Here is a 17227-nt window from a genome sequence, read left to right on the forward strand (position 1 = left end):
CGAAGGAGAAGCAGATGAACCAGTTTTCGCGTAATCTAACTGCCGACGGAAAGGCAAAAACCGAAGACGAGGTAACCGAGGCATGCATTTCGGCCATCAATGATGCCGTTGAAAAATTTCGCACACTGTCCCAACCCGTTGAAGAGGTAAGAAGCAATGAAAAGGTGGAACTTACCGCTCCACCACCGGTCGAACCGACCCGGCCAACAACAACAATTTCCGCTCCAGAAGTGCCAGTCGCACCAACGCCTCAACCCATACCGCAGGAAACTGCACGTATAGCCCCTGAAGAACAGGTTCCTCCGCAACGGCCGATCGACCGTGAAACAAGCGAGCCAGAACCACAGTTGAAATCAGCACCAGAGGTTCCAGCCTTCACCAAAACAATCGATAGCAATGTCGGCCCTGTACGTGACAATGAACGCCGCGTGGCGACCGGCGGTGGCGGCAATGGCAAGGACCCGGAATTTCGTGGCGGTGGCGGCGGTGGTGGCGGCGGCGACAATACCGGCTTCCACAAACGCAGCGAACCGGTGAATTTTGCGGTCAGCCTGGCGAAGGGCATTGCGGCAATCCGGCGCAACATGATCATCGTGATGTTGTTCACAATCGCCATCAATGTACTGCTGCTTGCCATTCCTCTTTATCTTTTTCAAATTTCCGACCGCGTTTTGACCAGCCGCTCAATGGATACGCTGATCATGCTGTCCGTCGCAGTCCTTGGCGCGGTTCTATTGCAGGCGTTCCTCGATTCCATTCGCCGCTTCATCCTGATGCGCACGGCGGTTGAACTTGAGGTACGTCTGGGCGCCCCAATTCTTAGCGCCGCCGCGCGCGCATCGATGCATGGTAATGGCAAGGACTACCAGATTTTGCAGGACCTGCAGCAACTGCGGTCCTTTATCACCTCGGGCACGCTGATTGCGTTTCTCGACGCGCCATTGATGCCGTTTTTTGTTGTGGTCGTATATCTGGTGCATCCGCATCTGGGCATCATCATCATGGTCTGTTGTGCGGTCCTGTTTCTGATCGCATGGCTGAACCAAAAGTTCACAGCCCGTCAGTTTGCCGAAGCAAATGTCTATCTCAGCCGCGCCAACTTCCATCTCGACTCTATGTCGCGCAATTCGCAGATCATCAACGCCTTGGCGATGATCCCGGAAGCTGTGAAAATGTGGGGGCGTGAGACAGCCGGTTCGCTGCAGTCACATGTTGCAGCACAGGATCGCAACATTATCTTTTCCGGCATATCCAAAGCCTGCCGAATGATCACCCAGATCACCTTGCTCGGCTGGGGGGCCCATCTGTCCCTGACCGATCAGTTGACAGGCGGCATGGTCATTGCTGCGTCGATCATTTCCGGCCGCGCGCTGGCACCAATTGAAGGTGCTATCGAAGGTTGGCACCAGTTCAACAAGTCGGCCACGGCCTACGGACGCATCAAGGCGCTGCTGTTGAATTCACCGCTTAATTTCCCACGCCTGCGCTTGCCCAATCCTGAAGGGCGACTGGATGTAGAACGCCTGCTGTTTGTGCCACCACCACAGAAGAAGGTTATTCTCAACGGCATTTCCTTTTCTCTGCAAAAGGGTGAATCCCTTGCCATCATCGGCAATTCCGGTTCCGGCAAAACAACCCTTGGCAAGATGCTGGTCGGCTCGATCATGCCAACCTCAGGCAATGTGCGCCTCGACCTCATGGATCTCCGCAACTGGGACCAGCGGCAGTTCGGAGAAAGCATTGGCTATCTGCCACAGGACGTGCAGCTCTTCCCCGGCACCATAAAGGCTAACATCTGCCGCATGCGTGACGATGTCGAGGATCGCCAGATTTTTGAGGCTGCGGTGCTGGCGGATGTGCACGAATTGATCGCCGGTTTCCCGCAAGGATATGAAACCGTCGTGGCGGCCGATGGCGCACCACTCTCCGGCGGCCAGAAACAACGTATTGCCCTTGCCCGCGCTTTCTTCGGAGATCCGAAATTCGTGGTGCTGGATGAGCCGAATTCAAACCTTGATACGCAAGGCGAGGCTGCCCTGGCAAAAGCCATTATACACGCAAAGAAGCAGGGCATCACAACGGTCACGATTACCCAGCGCCCTGCTCTTCTGCAATGCGTCGACAAGATCATGGTCCTGAAAGACGGCACCGTGGCGATGTTCGGCGAGCGGATGGACGTCCTTAAAGCGCTGTCACGCGGCAACAAAAGCGAACAAAATGGCCCTGCTCCACGCATTGAGGGAGAACGCAAATGACTTTCCAGAAAAAAGACAAAAAGCAGGATATAAAAGAACAAGGCCAGCTTGAATGGTATAGCGAGGTGCCACGCTCGATACGTTTGCACAGCGTTGTTGGTCTGGCCGTGCTTTTCACCGCATTTGGCGGCTTTGGCTACTGGGCGGGAACCGCACCGCTGGCATCTGCCATCATCGCGCAAGGCAGTTTCGTTGCCACCGGCAACAATAAGATCATTCAACACCTGGAAGGCGGCATTATCAAGGATGTCGGCGTGAGTGAAGGTGATGTGGTGCATGAGGGAGATGTACTCCTCACCCTCGACAAGACCGCTGCTCTTTCGAACGAACGCATGCTGAAGCTGCGCCAACTGCGACTTGAAACGATCGTCACCAGACTGCGTGCCGAGGCGCAAGGCGAGAAAACTTTCAAAGTGCCGGATATCGTTTTGAAAGAAGCTGCCGACCCGGATATCAATGCGATCATTCAAAGCCAGAACGTTGTGTTTCACAGCAAACAGATCAAGCTAGAAGAACAACTGAACCTTATAGAGAAGAATATCAAATCTCTCGAATTCCGTTATGAGGGGTACAAGGGCCAAAAGGATTCATTTGATCGTCAGCTATCTTTGCTGACGCAGGAACGAGATTCAAAGGTGCGCCTCGCTAAGGAGGGCGTCATCCGCAAAACCGATATGCTTGCGCTGGAACGGGCCATAGCGGACGCTATGGGCGATATTGCCCGGCTGAGTGGCGAGATGAACCAGAGCGAGGCAGAGATTGCCAAGTTCCGGCAAGAAGCAATCATCGCGATCAACTCCAACAAACAGGCAGCACTGGACGCATTGGAAACGGCCGAATCCGACCTCGACAGTATTCGCCAACAGCTGCACGAAGCGGCCGAAGTGCTTGATCGTACCATTATCCGCTCACCGGTGACCGGCACAGTCATACGTTCCTATTACCACACCGCAGGTGGCGTTATTACCACCGGCAAACCGATCATGGAAATCCTGCCAGCGGGTGTTCCGTTGATCCTTGAGGCACAGGTGCTACGCACCTCCATTGACCAGTTGCATGAAGGTCAGACGGCGGCGATCCGCTTGTCTTCCCTCAATCGCAGAACCACACCCGTGCTGCATGGCAAAGTGTTTTACGTATCAGCCGACAGTATCGAAGAAAGCAGCGGTCTTTCGACCAAGGATGTCTACATTGTGCGTGTCCGCATTCCTGATGAGGAAATTGCCCGCGTCAATGGCTTTCATCCGGTTCCCGGCATGCCGGCGGATGTGTTGATCCAGACATCTGAGCGTACCTTCTTCGAGTATCTGACGAAACCGATTTCGGACAGCATGTCACGCGCCTTCAAGGAACGTTGATGATCGTCAGACGGAAGCATATGATCGTGCTGTCATGCCAGATGGGAGGACCACAATGGCAGCCATGTCAGATGTTCTGTTACGTGTCGGACGTTTAAATTACGTCTGGACCAATACGGAAAGCCTGCTGATCTACATCATCGCTCATCTGCTTCGCGTTGAAAAAGAAGCAGCCATTGTGGTGTTTCTGACACTTAATACAACGCGCGCCCGCATCGATCTCATCGAGCGACTTGCCAAGCTTTCCGCAACGCCTGCGGCCGAGCGGAAGGCCATTCTCGGCATGATGTCACGGTTGAAGTCTGAATCCAAAATGCGCAACAAATACAATCACTGCATTTATTCGTTTGACGAAAACGGCGAGATTTCCAGCACTCAACTGATGCGTCTGTTCGACGATGACAAGGAAGTCCGCTACGGCAAGGTTGAGCAGATGGACCAGAAGGAGTTGGACTCCCTTGAAAAATCGATCGGCGCGATAGTCGAACTCAGCAAGACCATCTGGAATTTCATTCACGCCAGCCCTCACGTGTCAGGCGAGTTGTAAAGCCATCTCAAGCCTCCCACTCATATTGACAAGCGAAAAGCAGGCGCTCTTATACGGGGAAAATTCAAAGGATAATTTCCCCATGAGCCTGCCCATCATCGACATCGTTACCGAAAACCCGACCGAGCAGGATTGTGCAGCAATCATCGCACCGTTGCGCCAGTTTAACCGGGCAAACCGCGGTATGATTGAGGATAAGCCGGACTTTGCCGTGCTGGTACGTGACCCTGACACTCGTGAGGTACTGGGCGGCCTTTACGGCACCGACAGCTACGGTTGGGCTTTTGTGAAATACCTCGTCGTTCCCGAACAGTTCCGTGGCCAGAAACTCGGCTCACACCTGATTGAAGAAGCCGAAAAAATTGCTCGAGACCGTGGTTATATCGGCATATGGCTGGATACTTTCGAGTTTCAGGCCAAACCGTTTTACGAAAAGATGGGCTACACCGTGTTTGGTGAACTGGAAGGCGCACCAAATGCCATCGGCCGTTACTTCCTCAAAAAGAAATTCTGATCATTTGGCGACGTTTTTTCGATGACATGGGCGTGGGCCTAATCCCTATTGATGGCCGATTTTCACCCATAGGGAATATTTGATGCCGCATAATTCCCAATACAATGAGCACTCCCGACATAGGTAAATCGTAACGGGAGGGGACCATGCGCATCGATGTAATCGATACGGATCAGGCGTTTGACGATGTGCGTGAGAATTGGGATCGCGTTTTCATGAGCGACCCATACGCACAGCATTTCCTGTCTTGGGTGTGGTTGAAACGCTATCTTTTCCGCCGCAAGCGCTGGTTTATTCTGGCCCTGCGCGAAAAGGCAGAGGGTTCACCCTACGTCGCCTTTTTCCCCCTGCGAATCGTCACGATCCTCAATGAAAAGACCGGTCGTTTTTATGATGAAATGATCATGGCCGGGAATTTTGCCGCTGACTATACCGGGTTCCTGACCATGGCCGAATATGAGCAGCATGCCATTAAGGGCTTCTGTTCCTATATTCGCCAGCAGAACTGGACCAACCTGAAAATAGAATATTTTTACGGCCCTCCCGGCCGCCGTGAAGCGATGATACGGGCACTGCAGGGGCCGGATGTCATGTTCCGGGACAGTACGCCCAAGAGTCTGAACGACATCGACAATTGCGTGTGCCCGGGCGTACCGCTGCCGGACACTTTTGACGCCTATCTCGATAGTCGTATGAGCAGCCAGTCACGACAGAAATTACGGCGCTTCCTGCGCAAGGTGGAGAGCGACGCGGACTGGCAAATCACCTTTGCGACCCCGCAAACCATCAAACGAGACATTACAATCCTATTCGACCTGTGGCGCATAAAATGGGCGCCTTTCAAGGGCAAGGAGCGCACCGAAAGGTTGATCGCGGGATCACGCGAAATGCTGATGGATTGTTTTGTTGACGGCAATCTGGATGTGCCCGTTTTGTGGTATCAGGGCAAACCATTGGGTGCACTTGCCAATATTGTTGATCGGCAGAAAATGGCCGTCCTGTTTTATGTCACGGGCCGAGATGAAAACTGGAAAACCCCTTCACCGGGTTTTGTTCTGCACGGTTATTGCATACGACGTGCGATCGATAATGGCTTCCGCTATTATGACTTCCTGCGTGGCAACGAGCCCTACAAATATATGTTCGGGCCGGATGAACGCCAGATAAGCTGCACGTTGTTTCGCTCCCGCACCGGGGAAAATCTCGGCGGCACCTTACATCCTCGTAGCATTCGCTTCGTCTATGAAAAGGCGCTGCAATTGTACAAAGAGGGCAAGAAGGGCAATGCCGAGGTTGCCTTCAAACAAGTGGTAGACGCAGCGCCACAACATTACGGCGCACGCTTTGGACTGGCAAATCTGCTGTTTGAAAAAGGAAAACTCCCGCAGGCGGAAGTTGCCTTTTCCACTCTCGCCAGGCAGGTCGATAGCCCCCTTCCTGTGCTGATGCGGTTGGGTGAAACACAGCTTGCGCTGCATCACTACGAAGAAGCATCGGTAACCTTCCAGAAAGTCACCAAACTGTCGCCATTTAACCGCGAGGCGCTCTACAAACGTGGCGTTGCACTGACCGCGTCTGGAAAGACAGTCGAAGCACTGGAGATATTCTCGACGCTAAAGGGATATTATTCGGATAATCCTGTTCATCGGGAATACACTGAAAAAGCCAAGTTGGCCTTTGACCGATTGATGGGAAGTCTGGGAATTGGCCTGTCGAAATTGCCACCCGTTCCGGCGACGCCAAAACTGCTTCATTCCTGATCCAAGCGAGCACAGAAAGCGCCCTGGAAAGCCGTTATTTTCCAGGGGGTGTGGAACAAAAAGCGCGCACGCAGATTATCGTTCCAACAACCTTAAGCGCGAAGACAATTTTGAGCTACTTTCAACCTAAAATAAGGCAATTTTAGCAATGGATTTCCACAAATTTGATTTTTTGGTAGACAATTCAAGTTAATTGAATTATATGATGAGCACACTTCATCGCGGAAGCACCGTAATTCTCAATATTACTGCGTGCAACATGGCCGCTAAATTCGCGTGCGTGACTTCGTTATTGAACAAGTTGCACGATAAAAAATCCATAATGTTCGGGTGAAACCGGACAACCAATAATAACGCAAGAAAGACTACGTATAAGGATATTTATTCTTTGACGTTACAGTCTTCAACTCAAGGAGAATGCCTGCGCTATTGAGCGCGGCTCATATTGTATGGCTTTGACAACTGAAAATGAGACGTCTGTGCAGCAGCACTCGACCAAGATCAGTCTGAAAAACATCTACAAGGTTTTTGGAGACCATCCCGAGAAAGCCTTGAAAATGCTCCGGTCAGGGCAGAAAAAATCCGAAATTCACAAAGCGACTGGCTGTTCGATCGGTGTCAATGACGCCAGTTTCGACATCCGCTCTGGCGAAATCTTCGTCATCATGGGCCTGTCGGGCTCGGGAAAATCTACTCTCCTGCGCCTTCTCAACCGGTTGATCGAACCAACATCCGGTTCGATCGAAATCGATGGACGCGATATTACCAGCATGTCGCAGCGTGACCTGATTGACGTGCGCAGACGCGACATCAGCATGGTATTCCAGTCCTTTGCCCTGCTTCCCAATCGCACAGTGCTGAACAATGCCGCCTTCGGTCTTGAAGTGGCAGGCGTTGGTGAAACAGAGCGCAACGAAAAAGCCATGGCCGCCCTCGCTGCCGTTGGTCTTGCCGGTTATGAAAACAGCCGTCCCGATCAGCTTTCCGGTGGTATGAAACAGCGTGTCGGTCTGGCCCGCGCTCTCGCCAGTGAACCCACAATTCTATTGATGGACGAGGCGTTTTCGGCACTCGACCCGCTGATCCGCACAGAAATGCAGGACGAACTTGTCCGGCTTCAGTCCGAACACAGCCGCACGATTGTGTTCGTCAGCCACGACCTCGACGAAGCCATGCGCATCGGCGACCGTATCTGCATCATGGAAAACGGCAATGTCGTGCAGGTCGGCACGCCGGACGAAATCGTTCTCAATCCAGCCAATGATTATGTGCGTTCGTTCTTCCGCAACGTGGATGTCTCACACGTCTTCAAGGCTGGCGATATTGCCCGCAAAACGCAGGTCACCATCATCGAACGGCAGGGCGTTTCAGCAGCCGCAGCGCTGGAGCGCATGAAGAGCTTTGACCGCGAATACGCGATCATTCTCGGCCGTGACAAAACCTACCATGGCATGGTCAGTCAGACCTCCGTTGTGGAAAAGGTCAAGGCTGGCGCGAACGATCCTTACCGCAACGCCTTCCTGCCAGAAGCCGAGGCGATTGCCGCATCCGAACCCTTGTCCAATGTGATGAGCAAGGTTGCAGGCAGCCCATGGCCTGTGCCTGTCGTCGATGACAGAAACCGCTACCTGGGTTCGATCAGCAAGTCCACACTGCTGGAAACGCTTGACCGCACCAACTGATGACCATCGCAACCCCATGTCCTGACAAGCGGCGCTTTAAGGACATGCCGCCTTTTACCCCGGCGATTGCGGATGGAACAGTTCACGCCGTTCTTCGTCGTCGCCGCAACAATTGGACCCTCTCATGAATTTCGATATCGGAGACGGTATAGACATTGCCGTCAATTACATTCTGGATAACTTTTCCCCCGCACTGGATTTCATCGCCGCAGCAATCGGCTTCGTAACCAGCGGCATTCAGGACAGTTTGCTGGCCATTCCCATGCCACTTGGCATCGCCATTTTTGTCGCGCTGGCTCTCTGGCGCGTCGGCGCAGGTTTTGCGGTTTTCACAGCCCTGTCGCTTTATCTCGTCAACCATATGCAACTTTGGTCGGCAATGATGGAGACCCTGTCGCTGGTGCTGGCATCGACCATCATCGCCATGGTGCTTGGCCTGCCGATGGGTATTGCCATGGCGCGCAATGACAAGGTTGCCGCGGTTGCCCGTCCAACGCTGGACCTCATGCAGACGATGCCTGCCTTCGTTTATCTTATTCCCGCTGCCATGTTCTTCGGTCTTGGCGCGGTGCCGGGCACTATAGCCACCGTCATTTTCTCTATGCCACCGGTTGTTCGCCTGACCAATCTGGGTATTCGCCAGGTGCATGCAGAATTTATCGAAGCAGGTCTCGCCTTTGGCTGCACGCCTTCGCAGCTGTTGCTCAAGGTACAGTTGCCGAACGCCATGCCATCCATCATGGCCGGCATCAACCAGACGATCATGCTGTCGCTTTCCATGGTGGTCATCGCCTCGATGATTGGCGCAGGCGGCATCGGTAACACCGTGTTGACAGGCATTCAACGCCTTGATGTTGGCACTGGTTTTGAAGGTGGCATCGCCGTCGTCATTCTTGCTGTCATTCTGGACCGCATCACCCAGAGCCTTGGCAAGGAACGCCCTGCCTTCTGGCGTGTGCTGTTTCACAAGAACGCCCGCGAACCACAACTGGTCACTGCCACCAACTAACTTTCCCCATAAGCGGGCTCAAACCCGCCCCATGCGAACCTTCAAAAAAGGAGCACATATGTTCAAGACAATCGCTACCCTTGGCCTCGCAGCCATGATGTTTGGCAGCACGGCGACACTTTCCGTCGCGCAGGATGCCAAGCCAGTCAAAATCGGCTGGGCAGCTTGGTCGGATGCCGAGTTTGTTACCAAACTCGCCGCCAAGCTGATCACAGATAAGCTGGGCACCAAGGTTGAACTGGTGCAGACAGACGTTGCACCGCTCTATCAGGGTGTCAGCCGTGGTGACATTGACGCCATGATGATGGCGTGGCTGCCGCAGACCCACGCGGATTATTACGACAAGGTCAAAGACAAGGTTGAGACCCTTGGCACCGTTTACGAAGGTGCAAAGCTCGGATGGGTCGTTCCCGACTACATTCCGGAAGGTGCCATCGCCTCGATCGAAGATCTGGCAAAGGATGACGTGAAAAAACAGCTGGCTAACACCGTTCAGGGCATTGATCCTGGCGCGGGCCTGACACGTCTGTCCGAACAGGCACTGAAAGACTACGCCTTGAGCGACTACAAGCTGCAGATTTCCAGTGAAGCCGGCATGCTGACCACTGTCGACCGCGCCATGCGGTCTGAAAAATGGTTTGTCGCCACCTCGTGGAGCCCACACTGGATGTTTGGCAAATACAAGCTGCGCTACATCGCCGATCCTAAAAACTCGCTTGGCGAAGCAGAACATGTCGACATTCTGGCGCGTAAAGGCCTAAAGGAAGAAAACCCTAAGGTCGCTGAGTTCCTGTCACGCATGAAGCTGCCGATTGCCGATCTGGAAGCCGCGATGTTCAACGCTCAGGAAACATCCTACGACGAGGCCGTTGCCAAATACATTGAAGATCATCCCGATCAGATCGCCGCATGGGTCGGTGAAGAAAAAGGCTGATAATTTTACAGCCGGGCGGTCCAAATCGCCCGGCTGTTACCGTCATGACCGGCAGGTGATATCTTGTGACAATCCCTTTTTTCCCGACCTTCTCCGCCCATGACGACACGATCGGTGGCCGTCTCTCGCTGGCCCGTGATGCAGCACAGCTTTCAACCGAAATCGTCACTGCAAAGCTCGGAATTTCCGCACTTGTCTGGTCTTACTGGGAAAATGACCGCGATGAACCGCCGGAAAATTATCTCGATCCCATTGCCAGCATTCTTGGCGTCACCCGCAACTGGCTAACCACCGGGCGCGGCGATGGCCCGACGGATATTTATTTGCAATAAATGCGCGTGCTTTCAGTCGCTAAGTGACGCGAGCCCAAGCACCGCCGCACCCACCAGTCCCGGCTCAATGGCGCACTGCGCCTTGACCACAAGCGGTCGGGAAATTTTTCTCAGGACACGACTGCGCACAGCTTCATCAAGCGCCGACAGCAATTCCTGCGAATTCGAAAGACCGCCACCAACTGGCACGATACTAGCGCCCGTAACGTTGACCACCAGTGCAAGCGGCGACGCAAGCAGATCGACCTCGACATCGATGGTACGAGTGGCTTTTTCGTCGCCCGCACACCAGAGATCAATGATCTGCTGGCTGGACTTCTCCTCCTGATGCAGAAGCTCGTGCAATTTCTCCAGACCGCGCGCGCTACAGGTTGCGTCGATGCAGCCGTGAAGACCGCAACCGCAGCGGAACGGCGGAATATGAGCCGGTGGATTGCCCGCTTGTGTCGCAGCGACCGGAGCATGCCCCCATTCGCCGGCAAACCCGCCATTGGCATTGATCAGCTTGCCGTCAATCACCAGTCCACCGCCAACACCTGTGCCGAGGATAACACCAAAAACCACCCGGTGGCCTTTGCCGGCACCAATGCCGGCTTCCGCCATCACAAAACAGTCGGCATCATTGGCAACGATAACCGGCAGGCCAAGCTCAACCTCGAGATCAGCTTTCAGATCACGCCCGTGAATGCAGGGAATATTGGCAACAGTTGCCCAACCATTGTCTTCATCGACAACACCGGCAATCGAAATCGACACACATTCAGGCTTCGTTTCGCAGTCTTCAACCGCCTGACGGAGCACGCCGACGAACGCTGTGAAATCATCTTTCGGCGTTGTGACGCGCGGCAAAAGGCGAATGTCTTCAGCCGAGTACGCCAAGGCACCCTTGATCGTGGTGCCGCCAATATCAAAACACAAAATCATGGACATGCTCTCATTGCGCGTAGGGGTCAGCGGACCAGAATGGCGCGAAAATCATTGACGTTGGTACCGGTTGGACCGGTGTGAAATATATCGCCAATAGCAGAAAAGCCGCTGAAGCTGTCATTGCCATCCAGCAAGATCCGTGGATCAAGTCCAGCAGCCCGCAGCCGTTGTACGGTTCTACCATCAACAAAGGCACCGGCATTATCTTCGGAACCATCGATCCCATCGGTATCTGCGGCAAGTGCGCTGATATCATGGCCGTTGATGCCAATGGCAAAGGCAAGCGCAAACTCACCATTGCGGCCGCCTCGCCCACCTTTTTGCCGAAAGGTGACGGTGGTTTCTCCACCGGACAGCAGAACCACAGGTTTGCGAAACGGCCGGTTGCGGACAGCCACTTCGCGCGCCAATGCGGCATGCACCGACGCCACCTCGCGCGCTTCACCCTCAATCGAGTCAGACAGGATATGAGCCTCCAGCCCGTGCGACCGGGCAACATCTGCGGCGGCCTCCAGTGAAACGCTGGCGGAGGCAATGATGTGTTGGCTGTTGCGTGCAAAAACGACATCACCGGGATGTGGCGCATCCGCTGCTGGCGAATTCAGATGCCGCAATGCGGCCGCCGGCAGGGCAAGTTTGTACTGCCTGACGATCTCAAGCGCATCCTGCCGCGTCGTGTCATCCGGAATGGTTGGGCCCGATGCCACAAATGCTGGATTGTTGCCGGGAATATCCGATACGATCAGGCTGACGACCCGGGCTTTTGTCGCCGCGGCAAGACGACCACCCTTGATGGTGGAAAGATGTTTGCGCACGATATTCATCGCAGAGATTGGCGCGCCCGACGCCAGTAGCAACTCATTGAGGGCGATCTCGTCCTGAAGCGTCAAACCTTCTGGCGGCGCAGGTAACAAAGCCGAACCACCACCGCAGATCAGTGCGATCACCAGATCATTTTCTGAAAGCCCCGAAATGGTCTCGAAAAGCCGCTTGGCCCCAGCAAGCCCATTTTCATCCGGCACGGGGTGGGCGGCCTCAATAACCTCGATTGATTGCGTCTTACAGCCATATCCGTAGCGGGTCACCACCACACCGCTCAACGGTTCAGGCCACAGGCCTTCAAGAGCAGCGGCCATTTGTGCAGCGCCTTTTCCAGCACCGATCACCACCGTGCGGCCATTCTTCGGCGGTGACGGCAGATGTTTTTTAATGCCGATCAACGGGTCAGCAGCCTCAACCGCCGCTTTGAACAGAGCCTCCAGCAAGGCGCGATCCCTGGCTGTATCAAAAGTATTATCCAGTCCCAAAGCTCGCCGTCCACTTCGTGATTTCGATACGGCAGGATTGGTGATGAATGCCGCAGAAGCGATTCTTAGGAACAATCGCGCGGCTTGCCAACATTCTTTTGATAGACCGCTGCGCTTGTCCATTTCGGACATGAACAAGCACGCTACAGCAGCCTGCTCAGTAGACATCCCTAAGGTAACGTTTTTCGGATGAAAGCCGCTTCACATATGCCTCGGCGGCATCACGATCCATGTTGCCATGCCTGGCAACAATATCCCTAAGAGCGGTATCCACATCCCGCGCCATATGGCTTGCGTCACCACATATGTAGAAATGCGCTCCCTCCTCCAACCAGGAAAACAGCGCGGCACCCTGCTCTTGCATACGGTGCTGGACGTAGATTTTTGCGTCCTGATCGCGGGAAAAGGCCAGATCAAGACGGTTGAGATGGCCGTTTTTTTGCCACTGCTCCAACTCCTCACGATAATAAAAATCAGTCGCCTGCCGCTGCTCACCGAAGAACAGCCAGTTTTTTCCTTTCGCGCCCGTGGCTTGCCGCTCCTGAAGAAAGCCCCGGAACGGCGCAATGCCGGTCCCCGGCCCCACCATGATCGCAGGAGTATCAGCATTGCGCGGTGGACGAAAATGCGCGGTAGGCTGCACAAAGATCGGCACCGGGCTGTCCGCGGCACGATCTGCCAGAAAAGCTGAGGCTGTACCTGAACGGCTCATCCTTTCATTGAGATAGCGAACGATAGAGACGGTCAGATGAACTTCGTGAGGATGTAATTTCGGGCTGGACGCAATCGAATAAAGCCGCGGCTGAAGCCGTTTGAGATTGCCAACCAGATCCTCTGCACCAAGGGAACAAGGCGCAAAAGCCACCACATCGGCAATCTGCCTGCCCCAAAGCCAGTTCGCCACCTGCGCCTTCCCACCAGCCAGAATGTCGGTCAGGGCTTTGTTACCGGACAGTGCCGCCCACGACTTTGCAAAATCAGCACTTGCCTTGCCGATCTCGAGATGGCGTTGAAGCGCCTCGAAAACCGGCATTTCGCCCAGACCATCAAGCGTCACAGGGCTATCGGCCTTCAGGTGAAGTGAGGTCAGAATTTCCTGCGCCAGCATCGGGCAGTTGCTAGGCCACACGCCCAGCGCATCCCCGGCCTCGTAAACCATACCGCTTTCGCCGAGATCAAATACAAACTGGCGAACATCCTTTGCCCCGCCCTCTTTCGTCAGGCATCGATTGACCAGAAGCCGAGAAGTGTAGGGAGCTTTGCGCGTAAAAGCCGGTTTGACATCCGACTTCGTAGTTTCACCGACAACGGCCGACGATGAAGCTGAGGCAGCTGTCACCTCTTTTGCTGGTTGCAGCTGTTCGTGGACACGTGTTTCCCACTCGACAATGACGTCCTGATAATCCGGCTCGCAATCCATCCGTTCCGCGAGGCGCTGCGCCCCAAGTGTCGCCAACCGCTGGTCCAGTTTACGGCCAAAACCGCAGAACTGGTCATAATTGCTGTCGCCAAATGCACAGACAGAATAGTGAAGCCTCTCAAGCCGCGGGGCGTTCTCCGCATTCAACATCTTCCAGAACACCTCCCCACCGTCGGGCGGATCACCATCACCAAAGGTGCTGACGAAAAACAGGCAGATGCCGCTACTCGCCATATCCTCAATTGACAGGTCTTCCAAGGCAACAAGCCGGTGATGTTTGCCCTGTGCGGCCAGTTGTTTGGCAAAGGCAATCGCTGCGGTTTCCGCATTGCCGGTCTGCGATGCCCAGGCAATAACAATGCTTTGACCTGCGCCTTCCACACCGTCAGTCGGCACACGAAACCGCGCCAGCGGCACCGTGTCAGTCTGTCTAAGGCGACTGCGTGAAAAAAGCCCCGCCAGCATGCCATCAATCAACAGCCGACGTTCCTGCACAAAGGGTGCATTGTCAGGCAGAACCGGCGTTTCAAGAGTACCCAAAGTCGCTGCCGCATTTAGGCCAGTTATAAAGCCTTGCAGATAGGTTTGCTCGGGAGTGGTCAATACCGGCGCGGGGGCCAGACTGACACCGGTCATCATGCTGAAAGCGGCAATTTCCGACACGGGAGAAAGAGAAAAGGCGGTGGCTGGATCTGCAATGGCGTTCACGGGGAAGGTCTCCTTTGCGGATGCGGGCTTGTTGGCTTTTTCGCTGAGGCGAATTGAAACGGCAGTAAATTTGAATTCGGGTTGAAGGGAGATAGGATCAACCGCATCACTGGTCACGGCATTGATGGCGAGATCATCGCCAAACACATCGTTCCAGTGAAATGGCGCGAAACAAGTGCCGGGCAAAACGCGGTCGGTGACCACAGCCGGTAGAATAGCCCGTCCGCGTGCGCTTCTGATTTCCACCCTGTCCTTGTCTTCAATGCCAAATTCGGCAGCATCCTCAGGATGGATCTCGACAAACGGACCGGGGTTGAGCTTGTTCAGCGTAGCGATCTTGCCGGTCTTGGTCATCGTGTGCCACTGGTGCTGCAAGCGGCCGGTATTCAGGACAAAGGGTCGCTCCGCCCCCGGCATTTCAGCAGGATCCATATGCGGCCGTGGGAAAAAAGCAGCCTTACCGCTGGCCGTGGCAAACACCAGCCGTGGAGCTCCAGACTCGTCCATATTGAGGGGTTGGCTCTGGCCGTCACAAAGGTAGCGGATCGGGTTACGGGACGGGCTTTCTGTCGATGCCACCGGCCACTGCAATGGGCTACGGCTTAACCGTTCATGGCTTGCCCCACGAATATCGTATCCGGTTTTCGGGTTCCAGGCCTGTTTGATCTCTTCAAAAACCTCCGCTGAAGAGGTGTAGCCGAATGCCTCGGCATATCCCATTTCTTGCGCAACACGGGTAATCAGCAACCAGTCGGGCATCGCATCGCCCGGTGGCTCAACCGCTTTTGGTGTCAGCGTGATGTTGCGCTCCGAATTGATCAAGACGCTGTCGCCTTCGGCCCATAACGCGCCGGGCAGGAGAATATCGGCGTAGATATTGGTTTCCGTGTCGAGAAACGCGTCTTGCACCACCACAAGCTCGGCTGCCTTCAAACCCTTCAGGACATTGTCGCGGTTAGCAACGCTGGCAACCGGGTTGGTGCAGATGATCCAGCAGGCCTTGATCAGCCCGTCCGCCATCTCCTGAAACATCGAAACCGTCCCACCACCCGCTTCCGCCCGCAAGCTGCCATGCGGAATGTTCCATAGATCTTCGACGAAGGTTCGGTCTGCTTCAACAAGTGCGGAACGCTGGCCCGGCAAACCCGGACCCATGTAGCCCATTTCACGCCCACCCATGGCATTGGGCTGGCCGGTCAGCGAGAAAGGTCCGCTCCCGGGCCGACAGATCTTGCCCATGGCGAGGTGCAGATTGCAGATCGCATTGGTGTTCCAGGTGCCATGCGTGCTTTGATTCAGCCCCATGGTCCAGCAGCTCATCAACTCCCGCGCCGCACCCATCATGTCAGCAGCCTGCAGAATATCTGTGACTGCAAGCCCGGTAATGTCAGAGACTTTTTCAGGCGTGTAATCGGCCAGAAAAGCAGGCATTTGCTGCCAGCCTTCAGTGAACTCGGCGATAAAGCCGCTGTCTGTATGGCCGTTTTTGACAATCAGATGCAGAAGACCGTTGAGCAGCGCCAGATCAGTTCCCGGCCGGATTTGCAGAAACAGGTTCGCCTTATCCGCCGTGCCATTACGGCGCGGATCAACCACGACAAGACGGGCACCCTGTTTGACGCGGTCCATCATCCGCAAGAACAGGATCGGATGACAATCAGCCATATTGGCGCCGATCACAAAAAACAGGTCGGCCTTGTCGAAATCCTCGTAAGAACCGGGCGGTCCATCAGAGCCAAGTGACAGTTTGTAGCCACTGCCAGCACTTGCCATGCAAAGGCGCGAGTTGGATTCGATATGTTTGGTGCGGATAAATCCCTTGGCCAGCTTGTTGGAAAGATATTGCGCCTCCAGCGACATCTGCCCGGACACGTAGAGTGAAAGCGCATCCGGCCCGTGCCGTTCAATAATCGCCTTCAGCCTCTGTGCAGTTTCCTTGATCGCCCTTTCAACGGCAACCGGAACCTGGTCCTGGTCGCGTCCATGGCGCATATGAGCCTTATCCATCCGGCCTGGATCCGCGATAACCTGCGCACAGCTATTGCCCTTCGTGCAAAGCCGGCCAAAATTTGCCGGGTGGGTCTTATCGCCGGAAACCTTGACCACGCGATTGTCCCTGACCTCCATCACGATACCGCAGCCGACACCACAATAGGGACAGGAACCTTTGACCGTTCTGGTATCTGTCATGGCAAAACCTGCATACACATCACCCGGTTCGAACAAGACCTTCCGGTCTTTTGAAAATCCCAAAAACAAAAAAAGCTGCAGATCGAAAATTGCCGCTCCTTGAGGAACGTCAGTTTCAGATCAGCAGCTTTGCTATAAGCGCCCGCCGTTGGACGCCTTCAAAACGAAGCAACAAGCGTGCCAGATAAAAACGGGATTGTAATTGCAGGGAAAAATGCCCACACACAGGTCCACGCTTGGGATTGATTTTAGGTTCAAGGCACAAAAATCGGCAGCATCAATTT

The 17227-nt window shown here is 54.6% G+C and carries 12 protein-coding genes; 9 read left to right on the top strand and 3 right to left on the bottom strand.

Features of this window, described 5'->3' with window-relative positions:
- Positions 1-14 precede the first annotated feature (14 nt).
- From ACZ5FM_RS13785 to ACZ5FM_RS13825, 9 genes are all read left to right on the top strand, one after another.
- Positions 15-2255, top strand: a complete 2241-nt coding sequence (locus ACZ5FM_RS13785; protein WP_259142118.1) for a type I secretion system permease/ATPase — start codon at positions 15-17, stop codon at positions 2253-2255.
- Positions 2252-3613, top strand: a complete 1362-nt coding sequence (locus ACZ5FM_RS13790) for an HlyD family type I secretion periplasmic adaptor subunit (RefSeq protein WP_464038964.1) — start codon at positions 2252-2254, stop codon at positions 3611-3613. The genes ACZ5FM_RS13785 and ACZ5FM_RS13790 overlap by 4 nt, the downstream gene beginning before the upstream one ends.
- A gap of 55 nt (positions 3614-3668) precedes the next feature.
- The gene (locus ACZ5FM_RS13795; RefSeq protein WP_192487943.1) at positions 3669-4160 is read left to right on the top strand and encodes a hypothetical protein; all 492 of its coding nucleotides are present in this window, start codon (positions 3669-3671) and stop codon (positions 4158-4160) included.
- A gap of 82 nt (positions 4161-4242) precedes the next feature.
- Positions 4243-4674 carry a GNAT family N-acetyltransferase gene (locus ACZ5FM_RS13800; RefSeq protein WP_464038965.1) on the top strand — a complete coding sequence of 144 codons (432 nt, stop codon included), beginning with the start codon at positions 4243-4245 and terminating at the stop codon, positions 4672-4674.
- Between the two features lie 146 nt (positions 4675-4820).
- Positions 4821-6434 carry a GNAT family N-acetyltransferase gene (locus ACZ5FM_RS13805; RefSeq protein ID WP_464038966.1) on the top strand — a complete coding sequence of 538 codons (1614 nt, stop codon included), beginning with the start codon at positions 4821-4823 and terminating at the stop codon, positions 6432-6434.
- 449 nt (positions 6435-6883) lie between these two features.
- The gene (gene proV, locus ACZ5FM_RS13810; RefSeq protein ID WP_464038967.1) at positions 6884-8116 is read left to right on the top strand and encodes a glycine betaine/L-proline ABC transporter ATP-binding protein ProV; all 1233 of its coding nucleotides are present in this window, start codon (positions 6884-6886) and stop codon (positions 8114-8116) included.
- Between the two features lie 124 nt (positions 8117-8240).
- Entirely contained in the window at positions 8241-9125 is an 885-nt protein-coding gene (locus ACZ5FM_RS13815; protein WP_371815259.1) for an ABC transporter permease, read from the top strand.
- Between the two features lie 58 nt (positions 9126-9183).
- Positions 9184-10059 (top strand): glycine betaine ABC transporter substrate-binding protein, encoded by an 876-nt coding sequence (locus tag ACZ5FM_RS13820; RefSeq protein ID WP_464038968.1) that lies wholly within the window; start codon positions 9184-9186, stop codon positions 10057-10059.
- A 65-nt stretch (positions 10060-10124) separates the two neighbouring features.
- Positions 10125-10391 carry a helix-turn-helix domain-containing protein gene (locus ACZ5FM_RS13825; protein ID WP_192487937.1) on the top strand — a complete coding sequence of 89 codons (267 nt, stop codon included), beginning with the start codon at positions 10125-10127 and terminating at the stop codon, positions 10389-10391.
- 12 nt (positions 10392-10403) lie between these two features.
- Here ACZ5FM_RS13825 and ACZ5FM_RS13830 read toward each other — a convergent pair whose 3' ends face one another.
- The 3 genes from ACZ5FM_RS13830 to ACZ5FM_RS13840 are packed head-to-tail and all read right to left on the bottom strand — an operon-like array spanning position 10404 to position 16943.
- On the bottom strand, positions 10404-11315 hold the full coding sequence (locus ACZ5FM_RS13830) for an ROK family protein (protein WP_464038969.1): 912 nt from the start codon (positions 11313-11315) through the stop codon (positions 10404-10406).
- 26 nt (positions 11316-11341) lie between these two features.
- A complete protein-coding gene (locus tag ACZ5FM_RS13835) occupies positions 11342-12748 on the bottom strand; it encodes a glycerate kinase type-2 family protein (RefSeq protein WP_464040469.1) in 1407 nt (468 codons plus the stop codon).
- A gap of 34 nt (positions 12749-12782) precedes the next feature.
- Positions 12783-16943, bottom strand: coding sequence for a molybdopterin-dependent oxidoreductase (locus tag ACZ5FM_RS13840; protein WP_464038970.1), 4161 nt, complete (start codon positions 16941-16943; stop codon positions 12783-12785).
- Between the last annotated feature and the right edge of the window lie 284 nt (positions 16944-17227).

The sequence above is a fragment of the Agrobacterium sp. 5Ca50 genome (genome assembly GCF_055381905.1).